We start from the raw sequence: 17,356 nt of genomic DNA, 5'->3' as shown, positions 1-17,356 counted from the left end.
GGGCTTCAATATTGCAGTGGCGGGCAGGAGCACGCGCGCCGGGCGACGGAGAGGAGCCACATGGATGTCACTGTCGTGGGCAGCGGTCCGAACGGCCTGGCCGCCGCCGTCATCTGCGCGCGTGCCGGACTGTCGGTTCGGGTGTTCGAGGGACAGCCGACGCCGGGCGGAGGTGCCCGCAGCGCCGCCGATCCCGAGTTCCCCGACGTCCTGCACGACGTGTGCTCCGCGGTGCATCCGCTGGCGGTGGCGTCGCCGTTCTTCGCAGAGTTCGATCTGGCGGCGCGCGGTGTCTCGCTGGTCTCGCCCGAGGTGTCCTACGCCAACCCGCTGCCGGGCCGGCCTGCGGGGGTGGCGTACCGGTCGCTGGACCGCACCTGCGCCGAACTGGACCGCGGCGACTCGTGGCGGCGGCTGTTCGGCCCGCTCGTCGAGCACGTCGACGGTGTGCTCGGCTTCTTCCTCGGCGACAAGCGGTCGCTGCCGCCGGATCTGCCGACGACGGTGCGCACCGGGCTGCGGGTGCTCGCCCAGGGCAGCAGGTTGTGGGGGTCGCTGCGGGGCGAGGACGCCAGGGCGCTGTTCACCGGCGTCGGCGTGCACGCGATCAAGCCCATCCCGTCCCCGGTGAACAGCGGTGCGGGGTTGATGCTCGGCACCGTCGCGCACACCGCGGGCTGGCCGGTCCCCGTCGGGGGCACGCAGAGGATCTCGGATGCGCTGGTCGCCGATCTGGTGGCGCACGGCGGCGAACTGGTGCTCGGCGAACCCGTCACCGCGCCGCCGGCCGGGGTGACCATCTACGACACCGCCCCGACCGCGTTGCTCGCGATCTACGGCGACGCCGTTCCGCCGCGGTACGCGCGAACCCTGCGCCGGTACCGGTACGGCCCCGGGGTCTGCAAGGTCGACTTCGTGCTGTCCGGTGAGATCCCGTGGCGCGACCCGCGGGTCCGGGACGCGGTCACCGTGCACATGGGCGGCAGCCGCGCGCAGATGGCGCTCGCCGAACGCGAGGTCGCCGCGGGGCGGCATGCCGAGTGGCCGATGGTGCTGGCGTCGCTGCCGCATCTGGCCGATCCGTCGCGCATCGACGACGCGGGCCGGCGCCCCCTGTGGACGTACGCGCACGTGCCGTCGGGCTCGGATGCCGATCTCACCGAAACGGTGACCGCCCTGTTCGAACGCGTCGCACCGGGTTTCCGCGATCTGGTCGTCGGCGCCCGATGCGTTCCGGCGGCGCAGATGTCGCTGCACAACGCGAACTACGTCGGCGGCGACATCATCGTCGGCGGGGCGAACCTCTTCGCCGCGATGGTGGGGCCCACGCTGCGCCTCGACCCGTGGACGACGCCGATCCCCGGGGCCTACCTGTGCTCGTCGGCCACACCGCCCGGCACCGGTGTGCACGGGATGGCCGGCTACTACGCGGCGCGCACGATGCTGCGCCGGGAATTCGGCATCAAGGAGCTGCCCAGTCTCGCCCCCTGAAAGCGATTTCGGCGCGCCAACCGACGGTGACCGTCGATTGGCGCGCCGAAATCGACGGGAACTAAGCGGTTTCGGTGATCGGGCGGTCGACCCAGCTCATCAGGTCGCGCAGCTTCTTGCCGGTGACCTCGATCGGATGCTCGGCGTTCTCCTTGCGCAGCTTCTCGAGTTCCTTGTTGCCACCCTCGACGTTGGCGACGAGGCGCTTGACGAACGTGCCGTCCTGGATGTCCCTGAGGATGTCCTGCATCCGCTTCTTGGTGTCGGCGTCGATGACCCGCGGGCCCGACAGGTAGCCACCGAACTCGGCGGTGTCGGACACCGAGTAGTTCATCCGGGCGATGCCGCCCTCGTACATCAGGTCGACGATGAGCTTGAGCTCGTGCAGCACCTCGAAGTAGGCCATCTCGGGGGCGTAGCCCGCCTCGACCATCACCTCGAAGCCGGTCTTGACCAGCTCTTCGGTGCCGCCGCACAGCACGGCCTGCTCACCGAACAGGTCGGTCTCGGTCTCTTCCTTGAACGTGGTCTTGATGACCCCGGCGCGCGCACCGCCGATGGCCGCGGCGTAGGACAGCGCCAGCGCCTGGCCCTCGCCCTTCGGGTCCTGGTCGATGGCGATCAGGCAGGGCACGCCCTTGCCGTCGACGAACTGGCGGCGCACCAGGTGGCCCGGGCCCTTGGGGGCGACCATGCCGATGGTGACGTTGGCCGGCGGCTTGATCAGGCCGAAGTGGATGTTGAGGCCGTGGCCGAAGAACAGCGCATTGCCGTCCTCGAGGTTCGGCTCGATGTCCTTGGTGAAGATCTCCGCCTGCGCGGTGTCGGGCGCCAGCAGCATGATCACGTCGGCCCACTTGGCCACCTCGGCCGGGGTGTCGACCTCGAGCCCCTGCTCGGTGACCTTCTCGCGGGACTTCGACCCCTCCTTGAGGCCCACCTTCACCTGCACACCGGAGTCGCGCAGGCTCAACGAGTGCGCGTGTCCCTGGCTGCCGTAGCCGATGACGGCGACCTTGCGGCCCTGAATGATGGACAGGTCGGCATCATCGTCGTAGAACATCTCAACTGCCACTGGTAATTTCCTTCTCTGACTTGCGGTTTGGGATCTATTTCGCAGCACCGATGCCGCGCGGACCGCGCGACAGCGACACCACACCGGACTGCACGATCTCACGGATGCCGTACGGCTCGAGCACCCGGAGCAGGGCGTCGAGCTTCTCCTGGGTACCGGTGGCCTCGACGGTCAGCGACTCGGTCGACACGTCGACCACCTTGGCGCGGAACAGGTTCACCGCCTCGATGACCTGACCGCGGGTGGTGGCGTCCGCACGCACCTTGATGAGCGCGAGTTCGCGGGCCACCGAGTTGTCCGCGTCCTGCTCGACGATCTTGATCACGTTGATCAGCTTGTTGAGCTGTTTGGTGATCTGCTCCAGCGGTGCCTCGTCGGCGCTGACGACGATCGTCATGCGCGACATGTCCTTCTGCTCCGTCGCGCCGACGGCGAGGGACTGGATGTTGAAGCCGCGCCGGGAGAACAGCGCCGCGACGCGCGCGAGCACTCCCGGCTTGTCCTCGACGAGCACCGACAGGGTGTGGGTCCGGACGTTTTCGGCCATCAGGCGTGCCCCTCGTCGTTGTCGTCGAACAGCGGACGGATGTCGCGCGCGGCCATGATCTCGTCGTTGCTGGTGCCGGCGGCCACCATCGGCCACACCTGGGCGTCGGCGCCGACGGTGAAGTCGATGACCACCGGCCGGTCGTTGATGGCCTGCGCCTGCCTGATCACCTCGACGACGTCTTCCTCACGCTCGCAACGCAATCCGACACAGCCCAGCGCCTCGGCCAGTTTGACGAAGTCGGGGATGCGCCGCGAGTGGGTGGCCAGGTCCGTCTGGCTGTAGCGCTCCTCATAGAACAGCGTCTGCCACTGCCTGACCATGCCGAGGTTGCCGTTGTTGATGACGGCCACCTTGATCGGGATGCCCTCGATCGCACAGGTCGCCAGCTCCTGGTTGGTCATCTGGAAGCACCCGTCGCCGTCGATCGCCCACACCTCGGTGTCGGGGCAACCCATCTTGGCGCCCATCGCCGCGGGCACGGCGAAGCCCATCGTGCCCAGACCACCCGAGTTCAGCCACGTCTTGGGCTTCTCGTAGGAGATGAACTGCGCTGCCCACATCTGGTGCTGACCGACACCGGCGACGTAGACGGCGTCGGGTCCTGCCAGCTTGCCCAGCTGTTCGATGACGTACTCCGGCGACAGGCTGCCGTCGCTCTGCGGGCCGTAGCTCAGCGGGTAGGTCGACTGCACCTCGCGCAGGTAGGACCACCACTCGTCCATGGAGGGGGTCGCGGCGTCCTTGCGCAGCACCTCGATCAGCTCGGTGATCACGGCCTTGACGTCACCCACGATCGGCACGTCGGCGTGCCGGTTCTTGCCGATCTCGGCCGGGTCGATGTCGGCGTGGATCACCTTGGCGTCCGGGGCGAACGAATCGAGCTGACCGGTCACCCGGTCGTCGAAGCGGGTGCCCAGCGCGATGAGCAGATCACTCTTCTGCAGGGCGGCCACCGCGGAGACGGTGCCGTGCATACCGGGCATGCCGAGGTTCTGCGGATGGCTGTCCGGGAACGCGCCGCGGGCCATCAACGTGGTCACCACGGGGATGCCGGTGAGCTCGGCCAAGTCAAGCAGCTGCTCGCTGGCCTCGCCACGGATGACGCCGCCGCCGACGTAGAGCACCGGCTTACGGGCGGCGGCGATCAGCTTGGCCGCCTCCCGGATCTGCCGGTTGTGCGGTTTGGTGTTCGGCTTGTAGCCGGGCAGGTCGATCTGCGGCGGCCAGCTGAACGTGCACGTGCCCTGCAGGATGTCCTTGGGGATGTCGACGAGCACCGGGCCGGGCCGGCCGGTCGAGGCGATGTGGAACGCCTCGGCCAGCGCGCGCGCGATGTCGTCGCCGCTGCGGACCAGGAAGTTGTGCTTCGTGATCGGCATCGTGATTCCGGAGATGTCGGCTTCCTGGAACGCGTCGGTGCCGATCAGCCCCCGGCCGACCTGACCGGTGATGGCCACCACCGGGATCGAGTCCATGTGCGCGTCGGCCAGCGGCGTCACCAGGTTGGTGGCACCCGGGCCCGAGGTCGCCATGCACACGCCCACCCGGCCGGTCGCATGCGCGTAGCCGCTGGCGGCGTGACCGGCGCCCTGCTCGTGACGCACCAGCACGTGGCGCAGCTTCTTCGAGTCGAAGAGCGGGTCGTAGACCGGCAGCACCGCACCGCCGGGGATGCCGAAGATGGTGTCGACGTCCAGCTCCTCGAGCGAACGGATCACCGCCTGGGCGCCGGTCATCTGCTCGGGTGCCAGCGTGCGGGGCCGCACCGTCTTCGGGCTGGTCGACTGGACGGCCGACACGGCCTGCTCGGTGTCAGGCGGTGTCGCGTGTGGTGGTCGCTTGGTCGGTGCGCTCACGGTGTCCTCTTGTCGTTTCTTCCTGGTGGAGTGGACGCGTTCTCGGGCAAGAAAAAACCCCCGACAGCGGGCTGCTGTGCGAGGGTGGCGCGTCGATGCTGGAGGCTATGCCCGGCAGGGGGCCAGCGCGGCATCAACGCGCCAACCAATTACTACGAGCAAGCCCGGGGTCTGCATAACACTCGACGGTAGCCTCCGCACTGGTCACTGGTCAAATTGCGGTCAGGGGTGCGACCGCCCATCCCGTGCGGTGCCAGAATCGGTGTCGTGAGCTCTTCCGACGCCTCGGCCCCCACCGCTCCGGTGGTCATCCGGATTCCGCGCACCGCGCACCTCGCGGTCGGCTTCTTCACGCTGGGGTTGCTGTCGATCGTGCTGGCCAACCCGCGCCTGTTCGGGGTCCTGCTGGTCATCCCGGTGGTGGCCTCGGTGCTCATCATGCGGCTGCGGACGGTGGCCGACCGGAACACGGTGACCGCCCGCAATCTCCTGGGCAGCCGAACCGTGGCATGGGAGGACATCGACGGGCTGCGCTTCAGCAAGGCGAACTGGGCCCGCGCGACGCTCAAGGACGACACCGAGTTGCGTCTGCCCGCGGTGACGTTCGGCACACTGCCCCAGTTGACGGCGGTCAGCGGCGGCCGGGTGCCGAACCCCTATCGGTGACTACGCCAGGGGGTTGGCGCCGTTGAGCAGCACCCACATCGCGACGCCCAGCCCGATCCCGAGTAGCAGCGCGACGACGGACCCGACGAACGGTCGGCGGGCCCAGCCGCGGCCCGCGTCGAAGCCGTAGCGTCCTGGGCCGGTCAGGATGAGCGCGGCGGCGATCACGATGAGCGTCACCTGGAACTCGAAGCCGCCGGGCAGGAAGAAGGGGAACCCGCTCTCGGACTGGCCGGCGACACCGGCCAGCAGCGCGTTGATCAGGTAGGCCAGCGCGATCGCGGCGGCGACCGGGGTGAACAGCCCGAGTACCAGCAGCAGCCCCGCGCCGATCTGAGCGGCGGCGCCGACGTAGGTAAGGATGTTCGCGTGCTGGTAGCCGACTTCGGCGAGCGAATCCTGGAAACCGCCCAGCCCGGGTCCGCCCCACCAGCCGAACGCCTTCTGCAGGCCGTGGCCGACCAGCAGCACGCCCAGTCCGACGCGCAGCAGCATCAGCCCGAGGTCCTGAGTGCCGCGTCTGCGGGCCGCCTTGACCTGTTCGTCGGCGAGATCGTGGCCGACCTCCATGGGCTCCGCGCCGTAGGGCATCACCGGGTGGCCGGTGTGCGGTTGGACGTAGGGCAGCGGTTCGGGGTCGTTCATGAGGTTGAACACCGGCGGGGCGGGGGCGCCCTTCGCCGCGTCGTAGCGCGGGATCGCGGTGGTCTCGAAATCGCCGCCGTAGTTCGGCGACGGCAGATCGTCTTCGGGGTCGACCAGGCTTGCCGAGGTCGGCCGGGCCGGATCGTCGGGCCGTTGCCAGGTGCGCGCGTCCTGGGGGTGACTGGTCACGCCTGTCAGGGTAAGTGCTGATCATCGCGGAATCGTGTATTTACCTCGGCGCTTCTGCCCCCGTCTTGCCCGGCTGCGCACCGGTTGCCCGCCGACCGGCGTGGCGCACTGCGGCGGAGAATCCGTAACCTGGCCAGCATGAGAACGCGCCGGCCGCTCCTCGGGGTGGCAGCACTGCTGTGCGCCACGGCGTTGGTCGGTTCCGGCTGCGCGCGGTTCGACGGGGCGCAGTCGCAGCCGTTCACCACCGAACCCGAACTGCGCCCGGGGCCGACGTCGTCCGAACCACCTCCCCCGCCGCTGCCGGCCAAGCCGTTCCCGAAGGCGTGCCCGGCGCCCGGCGTGATGCAGGGCTGCCTGGAGAGCACCAGCGGGCTGATCATGCTGCCCGACAGCCAGTCCGCGCTCGTCGCCGAGCGCACCACCGGCGCGGTCAAAGAGGTGTCGGTTCGGGCCGAGCCGAAGGTCAAGACGACTGTTCCGGTCGACCCGGCGGGCGACGGCGGCCTGATGGACATCGTGCTGTCCCCCACCTACAGCCAGGACCGGTTGATGTACGCCTACATCAGCACGCCCAGCGACAACCAGGTGATACGCATCGCCGACGGCGACGTGCCCAAACCGATCCTCACCGGAATCCCCAAGGGCGCCACCGGTAACACCGGTGCGCTGATCTTCACCAGCCCGACCACGCTGCTGGTGCAGACCGGGGACGCCGGCAACCCCGGTGCGGCCGCCGATCCCGCGTCGCAGGCGGGCAAGGTGCTGCGTATCGAACAGCCCACCACCGTCAACCAGGCGCCGACGACGACCGCGATGAGCGGGATGGGCTCGGGCGGCGGCATGTGCATCGACCCGTCCGACGGCGCGCTCTACGTCACCGATCGCACCCCGACCGGCGACCGGCTGCAGAAGATGACCAAGGATTCGAAGATCTCGACGGTGTGGACGTGGCCGGACCGGCCGGGTGTGGCCGGCTGCGCGGCGCTCGACGGCACCGTGCTCGTCAACCTCGTCAACACCAAGCAGACCGTCGCGGTGCGCCAGGCCCCGGACACCGGCGCGGTGACCGGCCAGCCTGAAGTGATCCGTCAGGACACCCGCGGGCACGCGTGGGCGCTGGCGCTGTCCGCGGACGGCAACGTGTGGGGCGCGACGGTGAACAAGACCGCCGGGGACGCCGAGCGTCTCGACGACGTCGTGTTCCCGCTCTTCCCGCAGGGCGGCGGGTTCCCGCGCAGCAACGCCGACAACACCTGAGGCGTCGGCCGGATCCCCGGCAAGGTCGGCCGCGACACGGCACCCGCCCGGTAACGTGCCTCTCGTCAATGAGAAGCGCATTACCGGTGGAGGGTGTCAGTGACGGGACGCTGTGCGGGCCGGGTGGCCCTGGTGACCGGAAGCAGCCGGGGTCTCGGTGCGGCGATCGCGACGCGGTTGGCCGCTGAAGGGGCGGCGGTGGTGCTCACGGCGCGAACCCTGGAACCGGATCCGAAATACCAGGGGTCGCTCCGGGAGACGCGCGACGCGATCCTCGCCTCGGGTGGCACCGCGGTCGCCGTCGCCGCGGACCTGTCGCAACCCGAGGAGCGGGAGCGGCTGTTCGCGGAGGCGACCGACGCGCTCGGCGCACCGGACATCGTCGTCAACAACGCCGCGGTGACGTTCCTGCGCCCGCTCGACGGTTTCCCCGACAAGCGGGTGCGGTTGATGCTGGAGATGCACCTGCTCGCACCGCTGCACCTGAGCCAGTTGGCGATCCCCGCGATGCGCGAACGCGGCCGCGGCTGGATCCTCAACGTGACGTCGGTGGGCGGCGACCTGCCACCAGGTCCCCCCTTCTCCGAGTTCGACCGCACCGCCGGGTTCGGCGTCTACGGGACCGCGAAGGCCGCGCTGAACCGGTTGACGAAAAGCCTTGCCGCCGAACTGTTCGACGACGGGATCGCGGTCAACGCGGCGGCCCCGACGAACCCGGTCGCCACACCCGGCGCCGGCACGCTCGACCTGGCCAAGACCGACACCGAGGACATCAGCCTCATCGCGGAGACGGCACTGATCCTGTGCACCGGGGATCCGGAGACGATGACCGGACGGATCGCCCACACCCAGACCTTCCTGCGCGAGATCGGTTGGCTGCGTGAGTGACCTCGACCTCGGATCGCTGCGCACGCGGTTGGCGGCCGCGGGTGTCTCCGATGTCGGTCCGCTCGCGGGCGGGGCGTCGAGCCTGACCTTCCGGGCCGTCCTGGGTTCTCGGCCCGTCGTCGTGAAGGTGGCGCCCCCGGGTCACGCGCCCGTCGGGCACCGCGACGTGCTGCGGCAGGCGCGGATCCTCGACTCCCTTGCGAGCACGGACGTGCCGGTGCCCGAGGTGCTGCACACCGATCCCGGAAGACCACCCGAGGTGCCTCCGCTGTTCGTGATGTCGCTGGCCGAGGGTGAGGCGTTCGAGCCCCTGTTCGACACCGAAGCGCCATTCACCGACGCTGTGCCGCAACGCTTCCGAAACGCCGCACGGACACTCGCCGCGCTGCACCGCCTGCGCCCGGCCGACCTCGGACTGACCGCTGAGCCCGTCGGGGACGCCGCCGCGGAGGTCGACCGCTGGACGGCCACCCTGCGGACCGTCGACCCCGCCCTGGTACCGGGCTGGGAGGAGGTACGCGACGCACTGTTGACCACCGCACCGGCACCTGTGCGGCCGAGTGTGGTGCACGGTGACTTCCGGCTCGGCAACCTCGTCGCCTCCGGCCCGCAGGTCACCGCGGTGATCGACTGGGAGATCTGGTCGGTCGGCGACCCGCGGATCGATGCCGGGTGGTTCCTCGTCAACGCCGACCCGGCCACCTACCGCCGGCCGACGCCGTACCTGGACGTCGTGCCGCCGGTCGCCGAGGTGGCGGCCTGCTACACCGACGCGGCCGGCGCACCGATGCCGGGGCTGCCGTGGTTCATGGCGCTGGCGTGTTTCAAGTCGGCGGCCACCTGGTCACTGATCGTCAAGCACAACCGCCGACGGTCATCTCCCCGAACGGATCTCGAGGCGATGGCACCGGTGCTGCCCCACCTGTTGAGGCGGGCGACGAAATTGCTGGGCTGAGGTCAGGAGCCCCGCGGTATCCCGGCCAGCTTGTCCGCGAATTTCGCCTCCGCCTCCGCCCGCAGGCGCAGCAGATGCTGGGACGGGAAGGTGTCGGGGGCGGGTTTCACGTCGGCGAGCAACAACCGCGCCAACGTCACCTTGTGCACCTCGGTGGGCCCGTCGGCCAGCCCCAGCACGAACGACTCGGTGAGGTACTGCACGAACGGCATCTCGTGTGAGGTGCCCAGCGAACCGTGGATCTGCAGGGCCCGCGCGGACACGTCGTGCAACACCTTCTGCATCATCGCCTTGACCGCCGAGATGTCGGCGCGCACGGCCTTGTAGTCGTTGTACTGGTCGATCTTCCAGGCGGTCTGCAGGGTGAGCAGCCGGAACGCCTCGATCTCCATCCACGAGTCGGCGACCATCTCCTGGACCATCTGTTTGTCGGAGAGCATGCCGCCCTGGGTGTACCGCGACACCGCGCGCTCGGTGATCATGTCGAAGATCCGCCGCACCAGACCGACGGTGCGCATCGCGTGGTGGATCCGGCCGCCGCCCAGCCGGGTCTGGGCCACCACGAACGCACCACCGCGCGGCCCCAGCATGTGGTCGGCGGGCACGCGCACGTTCTCGTACCGCACGTAGCCTTCGCGCCCACCGCCCCCGAGGGGCTGGTAGCCGAGCCCGACGTCGCGCAAGACGTTCACCCCGGGCGTGCCGCCGGGGACGACGAACATCGAATACCGTTGATAGGGCGGCGCATCCGGATCCGTCATCGCCATCACGATGATGAACGACGCCATCGACGCGAATGACGAGTACCACTTCTCGCCGTTGATCACCCAGTGGTCGCCGTCCGGGACGGCGGTCGTGGTGAACACCTTCGGATCCGCCCCGCCGTGCGGTTCGGTCATCGAGAAACACGAGATGATCCGGTTGTCCAGCAACGGCTCGAGATAACGCTCCTTGAGCTCAGGCGTGCCGTAGTGGGCCAGGATCTCGCTGTTACCCGAGTCGGGCGCCTGGGAGCCGAACACGATGGGCGCACACTCCGACCGCCCCAGGATCTCGTTGAGCAGGGCCAACTTCACCTGACCGTAACCCGGGCCGCCGAGGTGCGGTCCGAGATGGGTGGCCCACAGTCCGCGGTCCTTGACGATCTGCTGCAGCGGCGGGATCAGCGCCTGGCGCACCGGATCATTCAGGTCGTGCGATTCCTTGACGATCAGGTCGATGGGTTCGCATTCGGAGCGGACGAACTCCTCCACCCATGCCAACTGCTCCGCCCACTCGGGGTCGGTCGAGAAATCCCACGCCATCGACGCACTCCTCTACTTCGCGGTCCACTTCTGCCGACGCGCGGCCGCGTCATCGGTCGCGTGGGACAGCACCTGATTACGGTTCTCCAACTCCAGCGCGGCATCGAGGCTCGTGGCGTCGGTGTTGACCTGCAGCGCGCGCTTGGTCAACTCGACACCGAGTGGCGCCAGGCCGGCCACGTGCCCGGCGAGTTCCACCGCGCGCGTCAGCAGGTGTGCGGGTTCGACGACCTGGCTGACCAACCCGCGGCTGTCGGCCTCGTCGGCGGCCACGGTGCGGCCGGTGAGCATCCAGTCCGCCGCGACGCTGGTCCCGACGATGCGGGGCAGGTGATAGCTCATCCCCATCTCGGCGCCCGACAGCCCCAACAGGATCGCGGCGTTACCGAATGTGGCTGCGTCCGAACAGATCCGGATGTCGGCGGCCAGGCACAGCGCGAAGCCCGCGCCGACGCACGGACCGTTGACCGCGGCGATGACCGGTTGGGGTAGGGCGCGAACCGCCCGGGGCAGCGCGGCCATCGCCTCCTGGAACCGCATCCGGTCGATGGCGGGGTCACCGGCGTCGAGCATGCCGGCGCCGAAGTTCCGCACGTCGATACCGGAGCAGAAGCCACGGCCGGCGCCGGTCAGCACGATCGCACGGACCCCGCGATCGACGGCCAGCTCGTCGAGGGCCTGCCCCAGCTCGGCCTGCATCACCCGGTTGATGGCGTTGAGCCGGTCGGGACGGTTGAGCCGCAGCAGGGCGACGCCCTCTGCGGCGGTGTCCAGTTCGATGGCCTCCGGCACGTCGGTCAGATCCGCTCGATGATCGTGGCGGTGCCCATTCCGCCGCCGGTGCACATGGTGACCAGGCCGGTGGACAGATCCTGACGCTCGAGTTCGTCGAGTACGGTGCCGATCAGCATCGCCCCGGTGGCACCGATCGGGTGGCCGAGCGCGATGGCGCCGCCGTTGACATTGACCCGCTCGGGGTCCAGGTCGAGGTCGCGGATCGTCTTGAGCGGCACCGCGGCGAACGCCTCGTTGACCTCCCACAGGTCGATGTCGGCGGGACGCATACCTGCCTTGGCGAGGCAGCGCTGCGCGGCCGGGCCGGGCGCGGTGAGCATGATGATCGGCTCGCTGCCGATCGCCGCGGTGGCGCGGATCCGTGCGCGCGGCGAAAGGCCATGGGAGCGCGCCCATTCCGGTGAGGAGATCACCGCGGCCGCCGCACCGTCCACGACCCCCGACGAGTTGCCGGCGTGGTGCACGTGGTCGATCCGTTCCACCTTCGGGTAGCGGTCCAGGCAGATCTCGTCGAACGTCCGGGCCTCCCCCTCGACACCCGCCGCGCCCATCGCGGCGAAGGCCGGACGCAGACCGGCGAGCTTGTCCACCGTCGTCCCCGGCCTGGGGTGCTCGTCCCGATCGAGCAGCGTCGCACCTTCGGCGTCCGTCACCGCGATGATCGAACGCTCGAACCGGCCCTCGGCCATGGCCTGCGCCGCGCGGCGCTGGCTCTCCGCGGCGAAGGCGTCGACGTCCTCGCGCGTGAACCCCTCGAGCGAGGCGATCAGATCAGCCGAGATACCCTGCGGCACCGTCGGGAACAGTTCGCGGAAGGCGGGATTCGCGCCGTCGATGGTGGGGATCCCGACGCCGACGTCCCAGCGGGACATCGATTCCACGCCGCCCGCGACCACCACGTCCTGCGCGCCGCAGGCCACGCCCGCCGCGGCGACCGTGATGGCCTGTTGCCCGGACCCGCAGAACCGGTTGAGCGTCATCCCCGGCACCGTCTGCGGCCAACCGGCCAGCAACAGGGCCAGCCTCGCGATGTCGTCACCGTGCTCTCCGGCCAGCAGCCCGTTGCCCGCGACGACGTCGTCCACCTCACCGGGATCGAACCCGGTGCGGGTCGCCAGCGCCCGCAGGCACTGCGCGAACAAGTCCTGGGGGTGCACACCGTGCAGGCCCCCGTCCGGTCGGCCGCGTCCGCGCGGGGTGCGGACCGCATCGAGAATCCAGGCGTCCGTCATCGGGCAGCTCCCCTCGTCGCGAGCTCGGCGGCAAGGCGGAAACGCCTTCGCGTGTGAAGAGAAGGCTATTCTCCGAAAACGTGGGGAGCAACAACCACGCGCCCCCTAAGCTGAGCGAGTGCCCAGCGATTCGTCGGTGCCGACGGTTCAGCCAGCCGCGTTCCTGCGCACCACGCTGCCGCTCGACCTGTCCGGGCTGTCGGCCCTCGACAGCGGCCGCTATCACTCGATCTGGCTGCCCGATCACATGGTCAGCTTCTGGCCGGACTCGATCTGGACCCCGGAGTTCACCGACCTAGCGGCCGCGTCCCCCTCGCCACACCGCCACCTCGACGGGATGGCGGTGGCCGCGGCGGCCGCCGTTCTGACCGAGACGACTCCGCTGGCGACCGCCGTCGTCGACACGGTCCGGCGGCATCCCGCCTCACTGGCACAGACCGCGCTGACGATCGACCACCTGTCCGGCGGCCGCTTCATTCTGGGCCTGGGCAGCGGTGAGACCGAGAACATCGTCCCCTACGGCTTCGACTTCGACCGGCCGGTCAGCCGGTTCGAGGAGGCGTTGCGCGTGATCCGGCTGCTGTGGGAGTCCGACGGTCCGGTCGACTTCACCGGCCGGTTCTACCGGTTGCACCGCGCCCGCCTGGACACCGAGCCGTACGACGGCCGCGTCCCGCCGATCTGGATCGGCGCCAGCGGACCACGCATGCTCGACATCGTCGGCCGCTACGCCGACGGATGGTGGCCGGCCGGGGCGTGGACGCCCGAGCACTACGCGGACATGCTCGCCGCCGTGCGGGCCGGTGCCGACCGCGCCGGGCGCGACCCGATGGCGATCACCCCGTGCTTCATCCAGGTGTGCCTGATCGCGAAAGACGACGCCGCCCTCGACGAGATCCTGCGGGCACCGCTGGTGAAGGCCTTCCTGCTGCAGGTCTCCGCCGAGACCCTGCGCACCTTCGGGCACGAACATCCGATGGGCGACGACTGGCGGGGATTCCACGACATCGACCCGGCGGCGCTGACCCGCGAGCGGATCGTCGACTTCCTGGCCCGGGTGCGTCCGGAGGCGATCCTGGACCTGCTGCCCCACGGCACGCCCGCCGAGGTCGCCCGCACCGTCAAGGACTACGTCGACGCCGGCTTGCGGGTACCCAAGATCATGGACTACGGCGCGATGGCGGGTCTGCACTACGCGTCGGCGTCCGCCGACCACGTGCGCGAAGCGGAGGACGAGTTGATGCGACTGTGCGGGGTGCCGGCATGAGCGGCCGGTTGGTGGCCGAGAACCTGTTGGCGGAAGCGGAGAACGCCACCGGTTGGCACGACTACGGCGACCCGACGCTGCCCGAGCGGTTCGCTGTCGCCGTCGACCATCTCAACGCACAGGGCATGGACGACGAGGGCAGGCGCCGCGCTGCGGAGGTGTGCCACTGGCTGCTGACCTCCCGACTGGAGTTCTTCGCCGACCGCGACCGCCATCCGGTTGCCGACGAGGTGATCGAGCGGCCGATGTTCGTCACCGGCGAACCCCGTTCCGGCACAACGCTCATGCACGCGCTGATGTCGGTCGACCCCGATGCCCGCGCGCTGCGGTTCTGGGAGGTCATGTACCCGTCGCCGCCCCCCGGACTGGCGGGACCGGACGATCCGCGCCGCGCCCGGGCGGACGCCGACTGGCGGGAGATCAACGCGAAGCTACCGAAGTGGCTGCACAGCCATCCGTACAACGACATGCTCGGCGACGGGCTTCCCGAGGACGAGCGCACCTGGGCCTTCGACTTCCGGGTCATGACGCCGACGGCGTGGTGGCGGGTGCCGATGCAGACCGTCGTCGGTGGACTGCCGACCGATGCGGTCGCGCAGTACCGCATCCACAAGGCCATGCTGCAGCAGTGTCAGTACGGTCGGGTCCGGAAGTACTGGGTGCTCAAGGGGTTTCACGGTTTCCGGCTGACCGAGTTCTTCGCCGAGTACCCCGACGCCACGCTCATGTGGCTGCACCGCGACCCGGTGCAGGTCGCCGCCTCGCGCACGATGATGATGGCCGACATCCTCGACGGCATCGTCGGACCGGTCGACCTGAAGGCCGCGGCGAAGATGCACCTCGACCTGACCCGCGCGAGCATTGCCAACACGATGAGCCACCCCCTCGTCGACGACCCCCGAATCCAGCACGTCCGCTACACCGACTTCATCGCCGATCCTGTCGGCACCGTTCGGGCCTACTACGACTTCTGCGGGCGACCCCTGTCGGCGGGGGCGGAGTCCGCAATGCGCCACTACCTCGCGCACAACCGGGGTGACCGGTACGGCAAGTTCCGGTACTCCACGTCGCTGCTCACCGACATCGGCGAGGACATCGACGCCCTCAACGACGAATTCCGACCTTTTCGAGAGAGATTCGGTGTGGCGATCGAGAAGCGGGACTGAGTCGATGCACGACCGGTTGTCGGTGCACAGCGTCACGTTCCACGGCGATTCCCTCGCCGAACTCGACAACCATTGGCGCGCATTGGGCCTGACACGATTGAGCCTCATCGACACGCAGCTGTCGGACCCCGCGCTGACCCCGCTGCTCACGAGGCACGGGTACCGGATCGACGCCGTCTACCACCTGTTCGGCGCGGGCCGGATCCCCGCCACGAGCGAGCAGACCCGTGCCGCCCGGGATGCACTCGACAGGCTCGTCGACGCCGCGGCCGGGCTGGGGACGCGCATGATCTACATGCTCACCGGCGGGCGGGGGCCGATGTCATGGCGGCACGCCGCCGACCAATTCTGCGCGGCCGTGGCGCCCTGCGTGGAGCGCGCGCGCGAAGCCGGTGTGGCGCTGGCGATCGAGAACGCGTCGAGCCTCTATGCCGACCTCCACATCGCCCACTCGCTGCGCGACACCATCACGCTCGCCGAGATGGCCGACGTCGGGATCTGCATCGACCTGTTCCACTGCTGGGCCGAAGCGGAAGTAACCGAGCTGGTCGACCGCGCACTGCCCCGCACGGAACTCGTCCAGCTGAGCGACTACGTGCTCGGTGACCGCTCGCTGCCCGCCAGGGCGGTACCCGGCGACGGGGTGATCCCGGTCGAGCCGTTCGTGAACCAGGTGCTCGCCGGCGGGTACGCACACGGATTCGACATCGAACTCATCGGCCCGCGGATCGAGGCGGAGGGCCGCGCGGCCGCGGCCCGGCGGGCGTGTGCCCACATCGGGGCACTGCTCGACCGATTGGGCGCGTGATGGCTTTCGGCGACGGTCCCGACGACGCGGCACTGAACGCGGCCTGGGCGACGTTCTGCGACCGGCTCGAGGCCGCGGGCGCGCAGGCCTTCAAGGACCACAACGCCACGTCGGGGGCGCAGCGTGTCGACGCGCTGCGGTTCCTCACCCAGAACCTGGGGCAGGCGTTCGACCTGGCGCTCGAGACCGCCGACACCCGGTATCCGGTCATGCACGCCTTCAGCACCCCGTTGCGCAAACTGGGCGGCGACTGCGCGGACTTCACCTACCACCAGGCCTGGATCGACGGTGCGACCACCTACCGCATCACCGGCAACCGCGGTGACGCACCGTTTCTCAACATCACCGTGCAGGGCCCGCGGGGTTCGGGACCCGGGGTGCTGCACGAGCCGTTCGGTGACGTCCCCGAGGCCAACCTGTCCGGCCACGCCCTCACGACGGGTCCCGGCGGCGACTTCGAGCTCTACATCGGCGGGCCGGAGCGTGGACCGAACTGGCTGCCGACCACGCCCGGCTCCCGGAAGGTGTTCATCCGCCAGGGATTCGACCGGTGGGACGAACGGCCGGCCGAACTGCGCATCGAACGGGTCGACATGGCCTCACCACGGCCGGTGCCCACGCCCGCCGAGATGGTGGCGGCCATCGACTGGGCCGGAGATTTCGTCACCGGCGTGATGGGCGACTGGCCGGAGTACCCGTTCACCCACGGCGGCGTCGACGCCGCCCACCCCAACTGCTTCCCGTCCGTCGACCCCACCACCGGCGACGACAAGCGCGGCCGCGCGGCGGCGAACATGTACTGGGAACTCGCCGACGACGAGGCGCTGATCATCGAATTCGAAGCGCACGACGGACTCTGGACGTTCACCAACATGGGCGTGTTCTTCAACAGCATGGACTACCTGTACCGCCCGGTGAGCTACACCCCGAGCAGGACGGTGACCGACGGCGACGGGCTGATCCGCATCGTGCTGGCCCGTGAGGACCCGGGCTGCCACAACTGGCTAGACACCCAGGGATTCAGCCGAGGCAACGTCACCTACCGGCACATGCTCGCAGGCCGGCCCGCCGTGCTGCGCACCCGGCGGGTGGCCACAGCCGAGCTGACAGACGCCCTACCGCCGGACACCGCCACCGTCACCCCGGAGCAACGCATCGCCCAGATGTGGGCGCGGTTCAACGGGATCCGGCTGCGGCACCGGATGTGAA

At 69.6% G+C, this 17,356-nt stretch carries 16 protein-coding genes; 9 read left to right on the top strand and 7 right to left on the bottom strand.

The window, feature by feature from the left end:
• The first annotated feature begins 60 nt into the window (after positions 1-60).
• Positions 61-1,491, top strand: a complete 1,431-nt coding sequence (locus tag AU195_RS17235) for a phytoene desaturase family protein (protein ID WP_059160278.1) — start codon at positions 61-63, stop codon at positions 1,489-1,491.
• A 61-nt stretch (positions 1,492-1,552) separates the two neighbouring features.
• On the opposite strand, the gene ilvC is transcribed toward AU195_RS17235, so the two are convergent.
• From ilvC to AU195_RS17220, 3 genes are read right to left on the bottom strand one after another with little or no spacing between them, the layout of a single operon-like run.
• A complete protein-coding gene (ilvC, locus tag AU195_RS17230) occupies positions 1,553-2,554 on the bottom strand; it encodes a ketol-acid reductoisomerase (RefSeq protein ID WP_172800623.1) in 1,002 nt (333 codons plus the stop codon).
• A 46-nt stretch (positions 2,555-2,600) separates the two neighbouring features.
• Positions 2,601-3,113, bottom strand: coding sequence for an acetolactate synthase small subunit (gene ilvN, locus AU195_RS17225; RefSeq protein ID WP_059160276.1), 513 nt, complete (start codon positions 3,111-3,113; stop codon positions 2,601-2,603).
• Complete coding sequence (locus AU195_RS17220; protein ID WP_059160275.1) at positions 3,113-4,972, bottom strand: acetolactate synthase large subunit; 1,860 nt, start codon at positions 4,970-4,972, stop codon at positions 3,113-3,115. The genes ilvN and AU195_RS17220 overlap by 1 nt, the downstream gene beginning before the upstream one ends.
• Before the next feature lie 267 nt (positions 4,973-5,239).
• On the opposite strand from AU195_RS17220, the gene AU195_RS17215 reads away from it, so the two are divergent.
• Positions 5,240-5,638: a PH domain-containing protein gene (locus tag AU195_RS17215; RefSeq protein WP_059160274.1), complete on the top strand. Its 399-nt coding sequence runs from the start codon at positions 5,240-5,242 to the stop codon at positions 5,636-5,638.
• On the opposite strand, the gene AU195_RS17210 is transcribed toward AU195_RS17215, so the two are convergent.
• A complete protein-coding gene (locus AU195_RS17210) occupies positions 5,639-6,472 on the bottom strand; it encodes a DoxX family membrane protein (RefSeq protein WP_059160273.1) in 834 nt (277 codons plus the stop codon).
• 138 nt (positions 6,473-6,610) lie between these two features.
• Here AU195_RS17210 and AU195_RS17205 point away from each other — a divergent pair, with 138 nt between their 5' ends.
• From AU195_RS17205 to AU195_RS17195, 3 genes are all read left to right on the top strand, one after another.
• On the top strand, positions 6,611-7,732 hold the full coding sequence (locus AU195_RS17205) for a PQQ-dependent sugar dehydrogenase (protein WP_172800616.1): 1,122 nt from the start codon (positions 6,611-6,613) through the stop codon (positions 7,730-7,732).
• A 99-nt stretch (positions 7,733-7,831) separates the two neighbouring features.
• On the top strand, positions 7,832-8,620 hold the full coding sequence (locus AU195_RS17200) for an SDR family NAD(P)-dependent oxidoreductase (protein ID WP_059160271.1): 789 nt from the start codon (positions 7,832-7,834) through the stop codon (positions 8,618-8,620).
• Entirely contained in the window at positions 8,613-9,575 is a 963-nt protein-coding gene (locus AU195_RS17195; protein ID WP_059160270.1) for a phosphotransferase family protein, read from the top strand. The genes AU195_RS17200 and AU195_RS17195 overlap by 8 nt, the downstream gene beginning before the upstream one ends.
• Before the next feature lie 2 nt (positions 9,576-9,577).
• Here AU195_RS17195 and AU195_RS17190 read toward each other — a convergent pair whose 3' ends face one another.
• The 3 genes from AU195_RS17190 to AU195_RS17180 are packed head-to-tail and all read right to left on the bottom strand — an operon-like array spanning position 9,578 to position 12,906.
• The gene (locus tag AU195_RS17190; protein ID WP_059160269.1) at positions 9,578-10,879 is read right to left on the bottom strand and encodes an acyl-CoA dehydrogenase family protein; all 1,302 of its coding nucleotides are present in this window, start codon (positions 10,877-10,879) and stop codon (positions 9,578-9,580) included.
• 12 nt (positions 10,880-10,891) lie between these two features.
• Positions 10,892-11,671, bottom strand: coding sequence for an enoyl-CoA hydratase/isomerase family protein (locus AU195_RS17185; RefSeq protein ID WP_059160268.1), 780 nt, complete (start codon positions 11,669-11,671; stop codon positions 10,892-10,894).
• A gap of 5 nt (positions 11,672-11,676) precedes the next feature.
• Positions 11,677-12,906 carry an acetyl-CoA C-acetyltransferase gene (locus tag AU195_RS17180; protein WP_082703096.1) on the bottom strand — a complete coding sequence of 410 codons (1,230 nt, stop codon included), beginning with the start codon at positions 12,904-12,906 and terminating at the stop codon, positions 11,677-11,679.
• A 118-nt stretch (positions 12,907-13,024) separates the two neighbouring features.
• On the opposite strand from AU195_RS17180, the gene AU195_RS17175 reads away from it, so the two are divergent.
• From AU195_RS17175 to AU195_RS17160, 4 genes are read left to right on the top strand one after another with little or no spacing between them, the layout of a single operon-like run.
• A complete protein-coding gene (locus AU195_RS17175) occupies positions 13,025-14,173 on the top strand; it encodes an LLM class flavin-dependent oxidoreductase (RefSeq protein WP_286149304.1) in 1,149 nt (382 codons plus the stop codon).
• On the top strand, positions 14,170-15,339 hold the full coding sequence (locus tag AU195_RS17170; protein WP_059160433.1) for a sulfotransferase family protein: 1,170 nt from the start codon (positions 14,170-14,172) through the stop codon (positions 15,337-15,339). The genes AU195_RS17175 and AU195_RS17170 overlap by 4 nt, the downstream gene beginning before the upstream one ends.
• 4 nt (positions 15,340-15,343) lie before the next feature.
• Positions 15,344-16,147: a sugar phosphate isomerase/epimerase family protein gene (locus AU195_RS17165; RefSeq protein ID WP_059160266.1), complete on the top strand. Its 804-nt coding sequence runs from the start codon at positions 15,344-15,346 to the stop codon at positions 16,145-16,147.
• Positions 16,147-17,355 carry a DUF1214 domain-containing protein gene (locus AU195_RS17160; RefSeq protein WP_059160265.1) on the top strand — a complete coding sequence of 403 codons (1,209 nt, stop codon included), beginning with the start codon at positions 16,147-16,149 and terminating at the stop codon, positions 17,353-17,355. Before AU195_RS17165 ends, AU195_RS17160 begins: the two co-directional genes overlap by 1 nt.
• The last annotated feature ends 1 nt before the right edge of the window (position 17,356 follow it).

This window comes from Mycobacterium sp. IS-1496 (assembly GCF_001499995.1).
GTDB lineage: Bacteria > Actinomycetota > Actinomycetes > Mycobacteriales > Mycobacteriaceae > Mycobacterium.
This window is presented reverse-complemented; position numbering and strand designations above follow the sequence as displayed.

What these genes read in the sequence shown, in the direction of transcription:
- AU195_RS17180 (WP_082703096.1), bottom strand. Translation starts at nt 12,906, where the DNA reads ATGACGGACGCCTGGATTCTCGATGCGGTCCGCACCCCGCGCGGACGC.
- AU195_RS17235 (WP_059160278.1), top strand. Translation starts at nt 61, where the DNA reads ATGGATGTCACTGTCGTGGGCAGCGGTCCGAACGGCCTGGCCGCCGCC.
- AU195_RS17205 (WP_172800616.1), top strand. Translation starts at nt 6,611, where the DNA reads ATGAGAACGCGCCGGCCGCTCCTCGGGGTGGCAGCACTGCTGTGCGCC.
- AU195_RS17165 (WP_059160266.1), top strand. Translation starts at nt 15,344, where the DNA reads ATGCACGACCGGTTGTCGGTGCACAGCGTCACGTTCCACGGCGATTCC.
- AU195_RS17160 (WP_059160265.1), top strand. Translation starts at nt 16,147, where the DNA reads ATGGCTTTCGGCGACGGTCCCGACGACGCGGCACTGAACGCGGCCTGG.
- AU195_RS17170 (WP_059160433.1), top strand. Translation starts at nt 14,170, where the DNA reads ATGAGCGGCCGGTTGGTGGCCGAGAACCTGTTGGCGGAAGCGGAGAAC.
- AU195_RS17190 (WP_059160269.1), bottom strand. Translation starts at nt 10,879, where the DNA reads ATGGCGTGGGATTTCTCGACCGACCCCGAGTGGGCGGAGCAGTTGGCA.
- ilvN (WP_059160276.1), bottom strand. Translation starts at nt 3,113, where the DNA reads ATGGCCGAAAACGTCCGGACCCACACCCTGTCGGTGCTCGTCGAGGAC.
- ilvC (WP_172800623.1), bottom strand. Translation starts at nt 2,554, where the DNA reads ATGTTCTACGACGATGATGCCGACCTGTCCATCATTCAGGGCCGCAAG.